Annotated in this window: 14 protein-coding genes and 1 pseudogene; 12 read left to right on the top strand and 3 right to left on the bottom strand. The window is 57.7% G+C overall.

Features of this window, described 5'->3' with window-relative positions; all coding sequences use genetic code 11:
* Positions 1-181: 181 nt before the first annotated feature.
* A complete protein-coding gene (locus tag ACWHYZ_RS21155) occupies positions 182-682 on the bottom strand; it encodes a DUF2914 domain-containing protein (protein WP_447984644.1) in 501 nt (166 codons plus the stop codon).
* Positions 683-1,024: 342 nt separating this feature from the next.
* Between ACWHYZ_RS21155 and ACWHYZ_RS21150 the strand changes: the two genes are divergently transcribed.
* From ACWHYZ_RS21150 to ACWHYZ_RS21135, 4 genes are all read left to right on the top strand, one after another.
* Positions 1,025-1,864, top strand: coding sequence for an aldo/keto reductase family protein (locus ACWHYZ_RS21150; protein WP_447984643.1), 840 nt, complete (start codon positions 1,025-1,027; stop codon positions 1,862-1,864).
* A 328-nt stretch (positions 1,865-2,192) separates the two neighbouring features.
* Entirely contained in the window at positions 2,193-2,891 is a 699-nt protein-coding gene (locus ACWHYZ_RS21145) for an inorganic pyrophosphatase (RefSeq protein WP_447984642.1), read from the top strand.
* A 243-nt stretch (positions 2,892-3,134) separates the two neighbouring features.
* Positions 3,135-4,358 carry a TIGR03862 family flavoprotein gene (locus ACWHYZ_RS21140; protein ID WP_447987628.1) on the top strand — a complete coding sequence of 408 codons (1,224 nt, stop codon included), beginning with the start codon at positions 3,135-3,137 and terminating at the stop codon, positions 4,356-4,358.
* Positions 4,359-4,491: 133 nt separating this feature from the next.
* The gene (locus ACWHYZ_RS21135; protein WP_447984641.1) at positions 4,492-5,508 is read left to right on the top strand and encodes an alcohol dehydrogenase; all 1,017 of its coding nucleotides are present in this window, start codon (positions 4,492-4,494) and stop codon (positions 5,506-5,508) included.
* 239 nt (positions 5,509-5,747) lie between these two features.
* Here the strand turns inward: ACWHYZ_RS21135 and ACWHYZ_RS21130 are convergent, their stop codons facing one another.
* The gene (locus ACWHYZ_RS21130; protein WP_447984640.1) at positions 5,748-6,029 is read right to left on the bottom strand and encodes a DUF3303 domain-containing protein; all 282 of its coding nucleotides are present in this window, start codon (positions 6,027-6,029) and stop codon (positions 5,748-5,750) included.
* 238 nt (positions 6,030-6,267) lie between these two features.
* Between ACWHYZ_RS21130 and ACWHYZ_RS21125 the strand changes: the two genes are divergently transcribed.
* The gene (locus tag ACWHYZ_RS21125) at positions 6,268-6,828 is read left to right on the top strand and encodes a hypothetical protein (protein WP_447984639.1); all 561 of its coding nucleotides are present in this window, start codon (positions 6,268-6,270) and stop codon (positions 6,826-6,828) included.
* Between the two features lie 92 nt (positions 6,829-6,920).
* Here ACWHYZ_RS21125 and ACWHYZ_RS21120 read toward each other — a convergent pair whose 3' ends face one another.
* A complete protein-coding gene (locus tag ACWHYZ_RS21120; RefSeq protein WP_447984638.1) occupies positions 6,921-7,112 on the bottom strand; it encodes a hypothetical protein in 192 nt (63 codons plus the stop codon).
* Between ACWHYZ_RS21120 and hrpB the strand changes: the two genes are divergently transcribed.
* The 7 genes and pseudogenes from hrpB (at position 7,113) to ACWHYZ_RS21085 (ending at position 14,636) form a co-directional block, all read left to right on the top strand.
* Positions 7,113-9,641, top strand: coding sequence for an ATP-dependent helicase HrpB (gene hrpB, locus ACWHYZ_RS21115; RefSeq protein ID WP_447984637.1), 2,529 nt, complete (start codon positions 7,113-7,115; stop codon positions 9,639-9,641).
* Between the two features lie 161 nt (positions 9,642-9,802).
* Positions 9,803-11,038: a class I SAM-dependent methyltransferase gene (locus ACWHYZ_RS21110; protein ID WP_447984636.1), complete on the top strand. Its 1,236-nt coding sequence runs from the start codon at positions 9,803-9,805 to the stop codon at positions 11,036-11,038.
* 40 nt (positions 11,039-11,078) lie between these two features.
* A complete protein-coding gene (locus ACWHYZ_RS21105) occupies positions 11,079-11,450 on the top strand; it encodes an NADH-quinone oxidoreductase subunit A (RefSeq protein WP_447984635.1) in 372 nt (123 codons plus the stop codon).
* A gap of 231 nt (positions 11,451-11,681) precedes the next feature.
* Positions 11,682-12,161 carry an NADH-quinone oxidoreductase subunit B gene (locus ACWHYZ_RS21100; RefSeq protein ID WP_447984634.1) on the top strand — a complete coding sequence of 160 codons (480 nt, stop codon included), beginning with the start codon at positions 11,682-11,684 and terminating at the stop codon, positions 12,159-12,161.
* Between the two features lie 29 nt (positions 12,162-12,190).
* Positions 12,191-12,598 (top strand): annotated as a pseudogene (locus ACWHYZ_RS21095) (NADH-quinone oxidoreductase subunit C); the annotation flags it as partial.
* 186 nt (positions 12,599-12,784) lie between these two features.
* Positions 12,785-13,957: an NADH dehydrogenase (quinone) subunit D gene (gene nuoD, locus ACWHYZ_RS21090; RefSeq protein ID WP_447987627.1), complete on the top strand. Its 1,173-nt coding sequence runs from the start codon at positions 12,785-12,787 to the stop codon at positions 13,955-13,957.
* Positions 13,958-14,093: 136 nt separating this feature from the next.
* Positions 14,094-14,636, top strand: coding sequence for an NADH-quinone oxidoreductase subunit NuoE family protein (locus tag ACWHYZ_RS21085; protein ID WP_447984633.1), 543 nt, complete (start codon positions 14,094-14,096; stop codon positions 14,634-14,636).
* Positions 14,637-14,642 lie beyond the last annotated feature (6 nt).

Genomic DNA, 14,642 nt, shown 5'->3' with positions numbered 1-14,642 from the left:
TGGGCCCGAAGTTATACGGGTCGCCAAGAAAGAAGTAGTAGACCAGGGGCGGTCGACTCGTAGGACAAAGAGCTACTATCAAGACGTTATGTTTACTCCCGACGGGACGGTTATTCCCAGGATCAGAATTGGGGAGGAGGAGTGATTGAAATGCAGTTGTGAATGTCTAGCTTGAGAGCGATTATCGATGACGTGGCGACTTCTTTTTGCCATTTTTCACCTCAATGGCGAAATCACACCGGTCCTTTAAGCAGACCCACTGGGAGTCCTCGGCTCGGATCACCACTACCCAGGCTCCCGGTTTCATGTGCTTCACCGCCCAGGTTCTCCATGTGGATGCCTTCAGGTTCAGCGGCAGACTGGACTGTTTCTTCAGGATTCCCTCTTCCTCCAGGTACCAGTCCAGGAAGATCTTGACATGACCCTTCTTGGCGATCTTCTGCTCACACGCTCCGGTGCAGGCCAGGTGCAGCCAGAACCAGAGGCGTGAATCCTCCAGTGATCCTACGCGCACTGATTGTGACACGCGAGAGGGTTGACGATCGGTAATGCGCGATGCAAACGAGGCATCGACAAGTGTCAACCCGCTCACGGCATAGGCGTCTCCCCAACCCTGGAAGAGGTTGATGCAGCAGGTCAGCATGACAAGGCGGAGGAAAGACCGTGTGATGTCGGATCGCATCGCAGTATCTTAGATGATGGAGCCGAGAAGAAATAGGGACACGGTGTAATGAAATCAGCAGCGGCGCACTGCGTAACAGGATGCGGCTGACATGAGAGTCTCACAGTCTTTCGCGGAGTGAGCAGCGTTGCCGTCGCGAATCGCGATTCGAAAGCTTCGTGGGGTTTATTCTGATTCTTCTCATCGAGCGATCATCCTGGTTGCATCGCCACACCGTTTACTCGCGCACCTGGTCCCAGAATCAGGCCATGTTCCTGTGCGAGGAACATCACGGACTGCCGTATGATCCCGTGACTGGACAGGAAGAGGGAGACTAAGTCAGCATGGGACTGGGAGGTACCTATGATATTGACTGCTTATAATAATGTTCCTCTTCCATCGTTCATGTACGGCACCGCGTGGAAAAAAGAGGCCACTGCACATCTGGTGCAATTGGCCGTGACGGCAGGCTTCCGAGCCATCGACACGGCAAATCAAATGATCCATTACCAGGAAGCCTTCGTGGGTGAAGCCCTGCAGGTACTCGAGCAACAAGGGATTTCGCGAGACACGCTGTTTCTTCAGACCAAGTTTACCCCGCTCAATGGCCAAGACCATCGCACTCCGTACGATGCCTCGGCGGATTTGACCACCCAGGTCAGACAGTCCTTCGACAGCTCATTGGCCCACCTTCACACCGACTATGTAGATTCGTACGTTTTACACGGACCGTATGAGCGGCGAGGTTTAGGGAATGCTGATCGAGAAGTGTGGACGGCCATGGAGGGGTTGTATCAAGGCGGGAAAACAAGAATGATCGGCATCAGCAATGTGACGGCCGAACAGGTCGCCCAGTTGTGCGCTCAAGCCACCGTGAAACCCATGGTGGTACAAAACCGCTGCTACGCGGCGCTCGGCTGGGATAAGGAAGTGCGGGAGATTTGCCGTGCTCACGGCATCATCTATCAAGGCTTTTCGCTCTTGACCGCTAATCGTGAGGTTCTTGTAGCCCCAGAGTTGCGAGCTATCGCGAAACGGTTAGGGACTGGTCCCGCACAAGTGATCTTCGCGTTTGCCATGCATGTCGGGATGCTGCCCTTGACCGGCACCACGAACCCGCAACATATGCAAGAGGACCTTCAAGCCGAACAGCTCGTTCTCTCGCCTGAAGACATTCAGCGGATCGAAACGATGGGAATGTAGCGATGCCCGTCCAATCCAGCAACTGACCCCACTGTCGTCCGCTAGGCCCATTTCCCTTGAAGCAGCGGCGATGGGGTGGAGGAATTTGTCCAACCTCAGACCCTTGATGCGTATACGCCCTCGCCGGCCGCACGCGTGGCGGGGCTCGCCCCCACTTTTCTGAACTTCCTCCTGTAGACGTCACCTTTCCGCCGGGCTCGACACGATCGGCTCCCTCCTGTGGGCCTTTGGAGATCGAGGCGTCACACGTCAGGCTCATGATAAATGCTGGATTGCAAGAATTGCCTCCGGTCTACTATATAAAGGGACCATTAATGAGAGGCTTTTCATGGAAGGACAAGTGATGAACGACCACGAAACGAGTGTTTCGCAGCGACTTATGGGCCTGACGTTCCGAGCGCACCCCTGGCACGGCGTCTCCATCGGAGACCAGGCGCCGGAAGTGGTGACGGCCTACATTGAAATCGTGCCGACCGATACCGTGAAGTACGAGGTGGACAAGGTGAGCGGCTTCCTCAAGGTCGATCGTCCACAACGGTTCTCGAACTTCTGTCCCGTCTATTACGGGCTCGTCCCGCAAACCTTCTGCGGAGAGCGGGTCGCCGCCATGTTTTCCATGCGCGCGAAGCGGCGCGATATAGTGGGGGATGGAGATCCACTGGATATCTGCGTCCTCACGGAAAAGACGATTCCGCACAGCGATATTCTGCTCACGGCGCTCCCTATCGGCGGGCTCAGCATGTTGGACGGTGGCGAAGCGGACGACAAGATCATCGCCGTGATGAAAGAAGACGCGCTCTATGGCAGTTACACCGATATCAGTGACTGCCCGCTGAGCTTGATCGATCGCCTTCAGCACTACTTTCTCACCTACAAGCACGCACCCGGCTCCACACAACACAAAGTGGAAATTACCAGCGTGTATGGCCGTGAGGAAGCTTTGAAGGTGATTCGCGCCAGCCACGCCGACTATCGGGCGAAATTTCCCGAACTGGAATCGCGCTGTCCCAAACAGATGTCGGCGTAAGGAACGTGATGTAGAAGGCCGAGACCTTCGATTTCGCCAACAAGCTGATTGCTGCTGAGATGAGGTTGTGGTTCGTCGCAAGGGAACTAGCCTCCTCCGGTTCTTGACTGGAGGCCTGAATGACTGCCGGCAGTTCCAGTTTGCACTAGAATCTTTGGCGCCCTCCGACACGGGCAGACGTTGGAGTCTATTGTCCGGATTTCGATGTAATCGGTCTTGGCCCGTGTCTCAATGGTGCCGATGATGAAGGTCGCAGTCATCGGCGGGGGACCGGCTGGTCTGATGGCTGCGGAGTCTGCCATTGCAGGGGGCGCCCGCGTGGATCTCTATGATGCCATGGCCTCCGTCGGCCGTAAGTTTCTGCTGGCCGGGAAGGGCGGACTGAATCTCACGCATTCGGAACCGCTTGAGCCATTTCTCACGCGTTATGGCGAGCGACGCGGGCAGATGGCGCCGTTGCTCGCCGCATTCGGACCTGAAGCCTTACGGGCATGGACACACGCACTCGGCATTGAGACGTTCGTAGGTACTTCCGGCCGTGTGTTCCCTTCCGATCTCAAGGCCGCTCCACTCTTGCGCGCCTGGCTACGCCGCTTGCGCCACGCGGGGGTAACTTTCCACATGCGTCATCGCTGGATCGGCTGGAACGAGTACGGGGCCGTCCGTTTTGTGACGCCGGAGGGAGTCCGGGCGGTTCAGCCTGATGCAGTGGTCCTGGCGCTTGGCGGTGCCAGCTGGCCACGGCTGGGCTCCGATGGCGCGTGGCTGCCGCTGGTCGCCGGCCGTGGTGTCCCGACTGCGCCGTTACGATCCGCGAACTGCGGCTTCGACGTTGCCTGGAGCGAGCACTTTCGCGTCCGATTCGCAGGGCGCCCTGTCAAACCGGTGGTTGTAACCGTGACGGACGGGCAGGGTGTCGAGTCGGGCCACCAGGGCGAATTCATGGTGACCGAGACTGGTATTGAGGGCGGCGTCATCTATGCGGTATCGGCATGCTTGCGCGACGAGATTCTCGCGAAGGGTGAGGCGGTTATTCGACTGGATCTTGCGCCTGACCGGCACCTGACGCGGCTTGTCGCGGACCTCTCACGCCCGCGCGGCCGACGCTCGATAGCCAGCCACCTCCAGCGCCGGGCACATATTGAAGGGGTGAAGGCGGGGCTTCTTCACGAATGTATTCCGAAGCAGGATTTCGCGGACCCGCCTCGTCTTGCCGCTGCGATCAAAGCGCTTTCACTGCGCCTGGTCGCACCGCGCCCGCTCCAGGAGGCCATCAGCACGGCGGGTGGGATTGCTTTTGAGGCACTCGATGACCGTCTAATGATCTCCGGCCTTCCAGGCGTGTTCTGTGCGGGAGAAATGCTGGATTGGGAGGCGCCCACCGGCGGCTATCTCCTCACGGCATGTTTCGCCAGTGGCCGGGCTGCCGGCGCCGGGGCGGTGGCTTGGCTCAAATCTCGGTCGTGACCCCTTCTTTCTCTCATTTGATCTAACTGCCTCGTCGTCGATTGTCTCATGGCATCGGTCCATAGGTAAATCCTCTCGGATTCTATTGTGCGTGTAACGCGGTATGCTGGGCTCGAGCGAAAGGAGGTCCGCAATGGCACAGATGACGGCAGTTCAAATAAGTCGCCCACGCGCACCGTTCGAACTTGTCACGCGAGAGATCCCCGAGCCCGGGCCGAACATGGTCCGTATCAAAGTGCAGGCCTGCGGAGTGTGTCATAGTGATGTCTTTGTAAAAGAAGGACAGTGGCCCGGGCTACAGTATCCGCGCATTCCCGGCCACGAGGTCGCAGGCGCGATCGACGCACTCGGTTCCGGCGTGACGACATGGAAGAAAGGCCAGCGCGTTGGGGTGGGCTGGCATGGCGGGCATGACGGTCAGTGCGTGTCCTGTCGTCGCGGAGACTTCATCGCCTGTCAGAACCTTCGCGTGACGGGATTTCATGATGACGGGGGATATGCCGAATACATCATCGCCAGAAGCGACGCGCTGGCCTCTATTCCGGATGCCTTATCGCCGGTGGAGGCGGCACCGATTCTGTGCGCAGGCATTACGACGTTCAATAGCCTGCGACACAGCGGGGCGATGGCCGGCGATCTGGTTGCCGTGCAAGGTCTTGGCGGGTTAGGCCATCTTGGAATTCAGTTTGCGAACAAAATGGGCTTTCATACCGTGGCGATCGGTCGCGGCAAGGACAAGGAATCATTGGCGTCCAAGCTTGGCGCCGCCCGCTATCTCGATACGGATAGCATGAATGCGGCGGAAGAATTGACGAAGATGGGGGGAGCCTTCGTTATCCTGGCCACGGCCCCAAATAGCAAGGCCATGGCGGACCTCATTGACGGCCTCGGAGTGGGCGGTAAATTGCTCGTGGTGGGGGCATCTGCAGATCCCATTAGCGTGACCCCGCTTCAACTCATCGGCCGGCGCCGGTCGATTCAAGGCTGGCCTTCAGGGACGGCTCAGGATTCGGAGGACACGCTCAACTTTTGTGCCCTCACAGGAATTCGTCCCATGCTCGAAACCTTCCCTTTCGAGCAAGCCGCCGCGGCTTATGATCTCATGTTGAGTGGGAAAGCCCGGTTTCGCGTGGTTCTCACGATGAATTGAGGACAAGAATTCTGCGGGGCCCTGGTCTGGCATGGAATGAGAGGGAGCCATGACGATGGTTCCGAGATCCATCAGGCGATTTTCAAATAGATCGAACGCCGATCCGGATGGAGACGAGGACCTAATTCAATAGTTCCGTTTGACGCGGATGGACTGTAGGCTGCCCTCGCGCTTCATGAGCAGGGTCGGCAGGGAGATGAGGATCGCCTGCCGACCGCGATGTTCCGCAGCGCAGAATCTTAATTGCCCGTCGCTTTGAGCACCTCCAGCAAGTCTCTGTCCTCCACGACGGGCGTGATGTGCTGTTCCATCAGATCGCTCCACTCCAGAGCGAATTGGGTCAGAGCCCTTGGATCATCGCTCTCCAGCAAATCAAATCCGTGGCTGAAGTCCGCCGCGGTCCAGCGCCCCAGTAGCTTGACGCCCTTCGGCGGCTGTCCACCGGTTTTCAGAAAGCGTTGAATGGCTTCGTCCCGCTTGGCCTTATCCGGTGTGATAGTAAATGACAGCATAAACTTCATGGCGTCCCTCCTTGACCAAGGTTAGTGCTGACACAATGTTCACTCGTGATCTCTACGGATCACAAGTGTAAACAGATGTGTCTGTTTCATTTCAGCAGATCATCCATTCCTCAAGAGGCAATCGTGATTGGGGAGGTCGCCGATCTTTTGGCACGTTATGGACACGAGTACGGGGCTCGCTTGAAGCTTCAGAAGCAGAGGGCTACAGTTAAGCCCGGTCAGGTGATGGGAGGACGGCATGCGGGTGCTGGTTCTCACTGTCTTGGCAGGCCTTTTTCTCGGCTGCATGTCCACCACACGGACACGGGAAGTCCATTGTTTTGGGACTTTGATGACGGATGTGTTGGAGTCCAAACAAGTGATGGAGTCAATTAAAGAGGATTGGCGCGCGGTTCTGCAGCGGCAAGCCGACCAACTGAGCCGTATGACCCAGCCCACCGACGATCGAATCGATAGCTCGACCGCTGTGGCCGTTACTCTTATGCAGGATGGCATGGATCGTCGCAGTGTAAGCAAGAAGTTTGTGGAACCGGATGTGTTGTACCGACAACTCGTCCGGGCGCGCTTCCGGCATCAGGAGATGGTGGACTGGTACACCCGGGTGGCTCGCCGTATCCAGACCCGGTTCGAAGAAGACGACATGCTCTATTCAGTGCTGAGCATGTTCGTGAGCGCGCCCGTCTCTCTTCTGTTTTATCCCATTGTCCGATGGAATGTTCGCTCAGTTCTCTGGGACGGTGCCGATCCGGATGCAGAGAACGATCCAATCCAGCAATTCTGTCGGGCTCGCGTCGATTAATGGCGACTCCGGCCTTCGCAGCGCACGTTGTAACGGCTGCAGATTCTTCACCGGCTCCCGGAGAGGGCCCTTCTCTCACGGTGCGAGCAGTTTCACAAATCGATTCGCCGGTATTGCCGCGTCGCCAAGTCCTGGCTCTCTAGATTCCAGTCGACGACAAATAGGGTTGAACGCTTCGACGAGAGCGACAGGAGTCGCTGCCCATCTTTGCCGTTTACTTTCGTGGCTCCTTGCCACAGCGAATTCTGATACAGTCTCCGTGAACTGTGTGCTTGTGATCTCATATGGTGACGCTCCCAATCGACTCTGCCATTCCCGATCTTCGCCGTGCCCTCACCGATGGACGCCATGCCGTACTGACGGCACCGCCCGGTGCCGGGAAGACGACGATTGTTCCTCTCGCTCTCCTTAATGAGAGCTGGTTGCAACAGCAGCGGATGATCGTGTTGGAGCCGCGCCGCCTCGCGGCGCGTGCCGCGGCGCATCGAATGGCGTCCTCCCTCGGCGAAGCAGTCGGAGAGACGGTGGGGTATCGCATCCGGCTCGAAACGAAGGTCGGTACGAAGACCCGGATCGAAGTCGTGACCGAAGGCATTCTCACTCGACTTCTCCAACACGATCCCTCGCTCAGCGGCTACGGTCTCGTCATTTTCGATGAATTCCACGAGCGCAGCCTCCATGCCGATTTGGGATTGGCGCTGACACTGGACGCGCAGCGGGTGCTTCGAGACGATCTGCGCATGCTCATCATGTCGGCCACGCTGGACTGTATGGCGATTGCCACCTTGCTCGGGAAGGCGCCGGTAGTCTCATGCGAGGGACGGCTCTTTCCTGTGGAGACCCATTATCTCGATCGACAAGAGTCCATACCGGTCGATCAGGCGGTGGCGCAAATGATCAAGCGCGCGCTCGCAGACGAGACGGGCAGCATGCTGGTCTTTCTGCCGGGCATGGCGGAGATCCGTCGTGTGGAGCGGCGATTATTGGAATCCGGTCTTGCGTCCAATGTCCTCATTGCGCCGCTGCATGGCGACCTGCCTCAACAGGCACAGGACGTGGCGATTGCGCCGCCTGCGCCCGGAACGCGCAAGGTTGTGCTCTCCACCGCCATTGCCGAAACCAGTCTGACGATCGAAGGCGTCCGCGTGGTCATTGATTCGGGTTTGATGCGGGTGCCGCGATTCGACCCCCGAACAGGCCTGACACGGCTCGACACTCTCAAGATTACGCAGGATTCGGCGGATCAACGCCGTGGCCGTGCCGGCCGATTGGAACCAGGAGCGTGTTATCGACTTTGGACGGCGGCGGAGCACAAAACGCTCCTGCCTCGCCGATCGCCCGAAATGCTGGAGGCGGATCTGGCGCCGCTCGTGTTGGAATTAGCCGTATGGGGTGCCGGCGATCCGCGTGATCTGTCATGGCTCGATTCACCACCGGTCGGTGCAGTCATGCAGGCGAAGGATCTGCTCACCCGCCTGGCGGCGATCGATCCGGATGGCCGCATCACAGCGCACGGACGACGGATGGCGGATGTTCCGCTTCATCCTCGACTCGCCCACATGGTACTGAAGGCGGTCCCGCTTGGATGGGGACAGTTGGCTTGTGAAGTGGCGGCGCTGCTGGGCGAGCGCGATATCTTACGTGGACCGCCGGGTTGGCGGAATGCGGATCTTCGGGTACGGCTCGATGCGCTCCATCGTCAAGGAACGGCGGAGGCCGGCGTGACGGTGGACGGGGGAGCCATCCAACGGGTCTCGCGGGTCGCACAGCAGGTCTGGACATCCGTTCATCGTGATTCAGTACACGGTCGTCGGCCGCGTCTTCTGGATATGCCTGGCTTCGATGAGCTCGGCGTCTTGCTCGCGTTTGCCTATCCGGATCGTATTGCACAACTACAGTCCGCCAATGAGCGCCGCTATCTGCTGTCGAATGGCAGAGGCGCAAGCTTTTCGCAATACGAGCCAATTGCATCCGAAGACTATCTCGTCATCGCGGGTCTTGAGGGGGGCACCGAATGGGCCCGGGTCTTCTTAGCCGCGCCGATCGCCGAAGCTGATTTGGAAACCCACTGTGCCGATCAGATTCGCACGGTGGAGTTCGTCGCGTGGGATGATCAGGCGAAGGCGGTTCGCGCGCGCAAGCAGCGGAAGCTCGGGGCCATCGTGCTCAAAGACCAACCGTGGCTTGACCCCGACCCTATGCAGGTATCGGCTGCACTGATGGTTGGCATCCGTCAAGTAGGCATCACAGGATTGCCGTGGACCAAAGACTTGCTGCAGTGGAGGGCGCGGGTTGAATTCTTGCGTCGCGTGGAAGGGACGCAGGCAGCCTGGCCGGATCTGTCCGATCAAGGATTGCTGAATCGGCTCGAAGAGTGGCTAGGGCCATTTCTCGTCGCACTGACGCGTCTCGACCAAGTTCAACGGATGGATCTCACTGGGCCGTTGCAGGCGCTCCTGACGTGGGAGCAACAGAAGCAGTTGGATATTCTTGCGCCCTGCCATGTGACGGTGCCCAGCGGGTCGCGCATTCGGATCAACTACGAGGACGCGCACATCCCTGTACTATCGGTGCGGTTACAGGAAATGTTCGGCTGCCAACAGACGCCGAGGATCGTACGTGGAAAAATACCCGTGATGATCCATCTCTTATCACCAGCCGGACGTCCGGTACAGGTGACCCAGGATCTCCACAGTTTTTGGCGGTCGGGCTACGTTGACGTCAGAAAAGAGCTTCGCGGACGGTACCCCAGACATCACTGGCCCGAGGATCCGCTCAGCGCCCCGCCCACCCGGCGAATCAAGGCTCGTTAACTGTTCTAACCTTCTCTTTTTCCTTATTTTTCGACCCGTGCAAACCTTGACTTGTTCTTATCTGAGACGCTAATGTAGATTTCTTTCCCACGGTTTTCGGGGATAGCTACACCCAAAGATTGCCGCGAAGATCCCGAGCGGCCGGAACGCCAGAGATCAGCATGCTAGGACATCCAGAACTCGTCGCTGACATCACCCGGGAAATCCAGAGTTCAGGGCCGATTCCCTTCGCCCGCTTTATGGAGTTGGCGCTCTATCACCCCTCGTTCGGTTATTACATGCGTTTTTTGGATAAGACGGATGCGGAACAGCCTGCCGGCGGGTTGGGTGAAGACCGCATCGGATGGTCCGGCGACTATTACACTAGTTGCGACGTGTCCCCGGTGTTAGCGAACAGTCTCGCGAAACAGATGGCGCAAATGGATGACCTGCTCGGCCGACCGGACCCCTTCACCATTGTCGAAATGGGGGCGGGGAAGGGCATGCTGGCCCGTGATATTCTCACAGCCTCTACAACCGTCTCGGACAGGCTGGCTCATCGCCTTCGCTATGTGATCATCGAGCGTAGCCCCGTGATGCAAGCGTCACAACAGCGGCTCCTGGCGCCCTGGATCGGGGAACAAGGGTGTGTGACATGGTTGGGAAGTTTGGCGGAATTGCCCAACGAGCATATCGAAGGTGTCCTGCTCTCTAATGAATTAATCGATGCCTTTCCCGTCCATCGCATCCGTATCGTGGATGGGAAGCCGCGGGAAGTGTGGGTAGATTACGTCGACGGGCGATTCTGCGAATGCCTGCAGCCATGTTCGATGCGGGAACTTCGCGACTATTTGCAGCAATTGGCTGCTCACGACGTGGTGTTAGCGGAAGGCGCTTGTGCGGACATCAATGTCCAGGCCATTCCGTGGATGAAAGAGGTCGCGCGCGTGCTTAGCCGCGGCTTTGTCATGACGATTGACTACGGGCATCTGGCACATGATCTCTATGCCCCTGAGCGCAAGAAGGGCACGTTGCTCTGCTACTACCACCAGATGGCATCGGAAGATCCGTACCAACGGGTCGGATTGCAAGATATGACGGCCCATGTTGATTTCAGCGCGCTGGCGGCGGCTGGCGTGGCAGAAGGTCTCCATGTCACCGGCTTTACGAATCAGATGAGTTTTCTGACGAGCTTAGGGGTCGAGCGTACGCTGGAATGTCTCGAGCCGGGATCTGCCGAATTTCAATCGGTGCTCCAGTTACTCCGTCCCAACGGCATGGGCTCCACATTTAAGATTTTGATTCAACATAAGGGAACGGAACAGCCGGAATTGGATGGACTTCGGTTCAAGCCCTTCTTCCAAGCTGCGATTGGACCGCTCGCCGGGGCTGGGCACAAGGCATCAGCCCTCATGTAACGTTTCTTTTCGTCTAACGAGTTACGGATAACGAGTCACGATGGCCGGCGAATCCACACCATTAAATTACGTTCCGATCCTTTTCTTTATCATTGTCGCGATCGGGTTCGGCGCGGTGTCCCTATTGGCGGGGTGGGTGGTGCGACCCAGCCGTCCGTACCGCGCGAAACTGGCGCCGTACGAGAGTGGTAGTCCGCTGTTTTCCGATGCGCGCGTGCAATTTCCCATGCGCTATTACATCATCGCGATGCTGTTCGTAATCTTCGACATCGAATTCGTGTTTTTGTTTCCGTGGGCCGTGGATTTTAAGCGATTGGGCTTCCTCGGGCTCATGGAAATGGTGGTGTTCATTGGAATATTGTTAGTCGGATTTTGGTATGCGTGGAAAAAAGGGGCGCTTGAATGGGACTAGGGAGGGAAGGGCCATGTGGCCGACGTCTGTGCTCGCAGAGCGCGCACGCTAAGAAGGTGCGGGCTCGATGCGCGCAGTGGAGTCAGCCACACCGCCCTTCCAGTTACTACTCAAGCGAAGGGAAAGAAAGTGGAATGCGAGAAGGATACGTTAATCGTTATCCGTTAGCCGTGAAGAGAGTTCTGCGCAGGCATTCTTCGCGATTAACGAATCACGAATAACGGTGAATTTATGAGCTTTCTGGAACGTCAGTTAGATGCGAACGTGGTGACGACGAATTTGGATGCGCTGGTGAATTGGGCGCGAAAGTCGGCGTTGTGGCCGATGACGTTTGGGTTGGCGTGCTGCGCCATTGAAATGATTGCGACGGTTTCGTCCCGGTACGATATCGATCGGTTCGGGGCAGGTGTGTTCCGAGCCTCTCCACGGCAGTCGGATGTGATGATCGTGGCCGGGACGGTCACGCGGAAAATGGCGGAGGTGATTCGACGCATTTACGATCAAATGCCGGAGCCGCGCTATGTCATTTCAATGGGGTCGTGTGCGACGTCGGGCAATCATTACAACAGCTATGCGGTCGTGCAGGGAGTCGATCAGATCGTTCCGGTGGATGTGTACATTCCCGGCTGTCCGCCACGGCCCGAGGCGCTGCTCGACGGTCTGATCAAGCTTCAGGAGCGCATTCAGCGCGATAAGATCTTCGTGAAGTAAGAGACACCCGGACTTCAAGCGATGAACGAATGACGACCATCCATCCACTTCTTGAGGCATTGAAGGCGCGGTTCCCGGAGGCAGTGCTCGGCGTGCATGACGACACTGGTCGAGGAGAGTTGGCCGTACGGGTCTCTGCCGGCCACATTCTGGAGATTGCGACCTTTCTCCACGATGATCCCGGGATGGCATTCGACCACATGACCGACATCTGTTCGGCAGATTACCCGGATGATCCTGAGCGGTTCGAAGTGATCTATCATCTCCTGTCCCTGCCCCATGGCACTCGTCTTCGAATCAAGGCCCGCGTGACTGAAGACGATCCGACGATTGCATCGGTGAGCGGCGTCTGGAAAGGCGCCAACTTTATGGAGCGCGAGGTTTACGACCTCATGGGAATCAAATTCAGCGGCCATCCGGATTTGCGCCGGATCCTGATGCCCGAAGACTATGCGGAAGGGTACCCCCTGCGAAAAGACTTTCCCGCGGAGGGGAGGGGCTGGCGAAGCAGCTTCAATTTCCTCCCGGATCTCACCGAGCCGGCGAGGGACGAGGGTGACGGCGACATTTCCGAGGAGGAGAAACGGCCGTTTCTGTTGGAGAACGGGCCGGCGACCGGCCCCTTGCATCGAACCGAAGAACTTCTGCTCAACATGGGGCCTCAGCATCCAAGCACGCACGGCGTCTTGCGCGTCGTACTCGAGCTGGACGGCGAGCGGGTGACGAAAGCGACGCCCGACCTCGGGTATCTCCACCGCGGTGTCGAGAAGCTGTGCGAAGGCCTGGCGTATATGCAGATCATTCCGCACACGGACCGGCTCGACTATGTATGCTCGATGACGAACAACTATGCGTATGTTCGTACCGTCGAAAAGCTGCTCCAGATTACGATTCCGGAACGCGCAGAATACATTCGGACGATTGTTGCCGAGATGCAGCGGATCATCGGCCATCTGTTTTGGCTCGGGACCCAGGCATTGGATATCGGTGCGATGACGGTGTTCTTTTGGACCTTCCGGGAGCGCGAGGTCCTGCTGGATATGTTCGAGAAGTTGTGCGGCGCACGCCTGACGCTGAATTACTATCGGATCGGCGGGGTAGATAGCGATTTCACCCCGGATCTCGCCGCGCAGATGAAGACGTTTCTTGAAACGTTTCCAGCGCATATCGATGAATACAACGAATTGCTCATGAACAATCGGATCTGGCTGGCCCGCACGAAGAATGTCGCCGTCATTTCCGCCGAAGACGCGATCAACTTCGGTCTGACCGGCCCGGTGCTCCGAGGGTCAGGCGTGGCCTACGATGTCCGGAAGCTGGAACCGTACGGCGCGTACGACAAGGTCGACTGGGAAGTGCCGGTCGGCAAAAACGGCGACACGTACGATCGCTATTGGATCCGGATGGAAGAGTTGCGGCAGAGCTCGCGCATCATTAAGCAATGCTTGGATCAAATGCCCAGTGGGCCGATTGTGGCCGATGTGCCTCAAGTAATTCCGCCACCGAAGCAAAAGGTGATGCGGGATATGGAAAGCTTGATTCACCATTTCATCATCTTTACCCAGGGCTTTAAGACGCCGAAGGGCGAGACCTACTGTGCGACCGAAGTACCGAAGGGCGAACTGGGATTTTTCATCGTCAGCGACGGCAGTTCGCGCCCGTATCGGTTGCACATCCGCGCGCCGTCGTTCATACACATGGGAGCGTTTGATCACATGTCACGCGGCTATTTGATCTCGGACGTGATTACGATTTTTGGAACGTACGATATCGTCATGGGTGAGTGTGATAGGTAGGTGAGTGAAAAGTCCGAGATGAAGAAGAGGGCGACTGGACCGCCCTCCCTTCTCGCGCACCGCGCACGATAAGAATGTGCTCGGTGGACGCGCGCATTCGAGGGCAATCCAGCCGCCCTCTTGTGCGTACGGGTTTATGGAGCTTGCAAGAAAAATGTTGAAGGAAAAGTACCAAGCGGAGATTGACGACGTCCTGAGCCGCTATCCGGTGCGGCGGTCTGCCGTGTTGCCGCTGCTACATATGGCCCAGAAGGAAGAAGGCTATGTGAGCGAGGCGGCGATGAAGGAAATCGCCGGCATTCTTCGATTGACGCCGCCGCAGGTGTACGAGGTGGTGACGTTCTACACGATGCTGCAGCTCAAGCCGATCGGGAGATTTCACATCCAGGTCTGCAAATCCTTGATGTGCGCTCTCGTCGGCTCGGATACCTTGATCGGATGGCTCAAGACTCGGCTGAGGATCGGTCCCGGGGAGACGACGCCGGACGGCCTGTTTACCATCAGCACGGTCGAATGTTTGGCTTCATGCGGCACCGGACCTATGATGCAAGTGAATGACGACTATTACGAAGGCATCACGGAAACGAAATTAGATCGGATCCTCGCAGACCTCATGCGGGATGGGACGTCATCACTTAAGAGCGGCCCTTTCATGCTGCCTGAGCCGACCGGCAGTTAATGCCAA

The organism is Nitrospira sp. Nam74 (assembly GCF_965152615.1).
The sequence above is the reverse complement of the archived record's forward strand: the minus strand, read 5'-3'. Positions and strand labels throughout refer to the sequence as shown.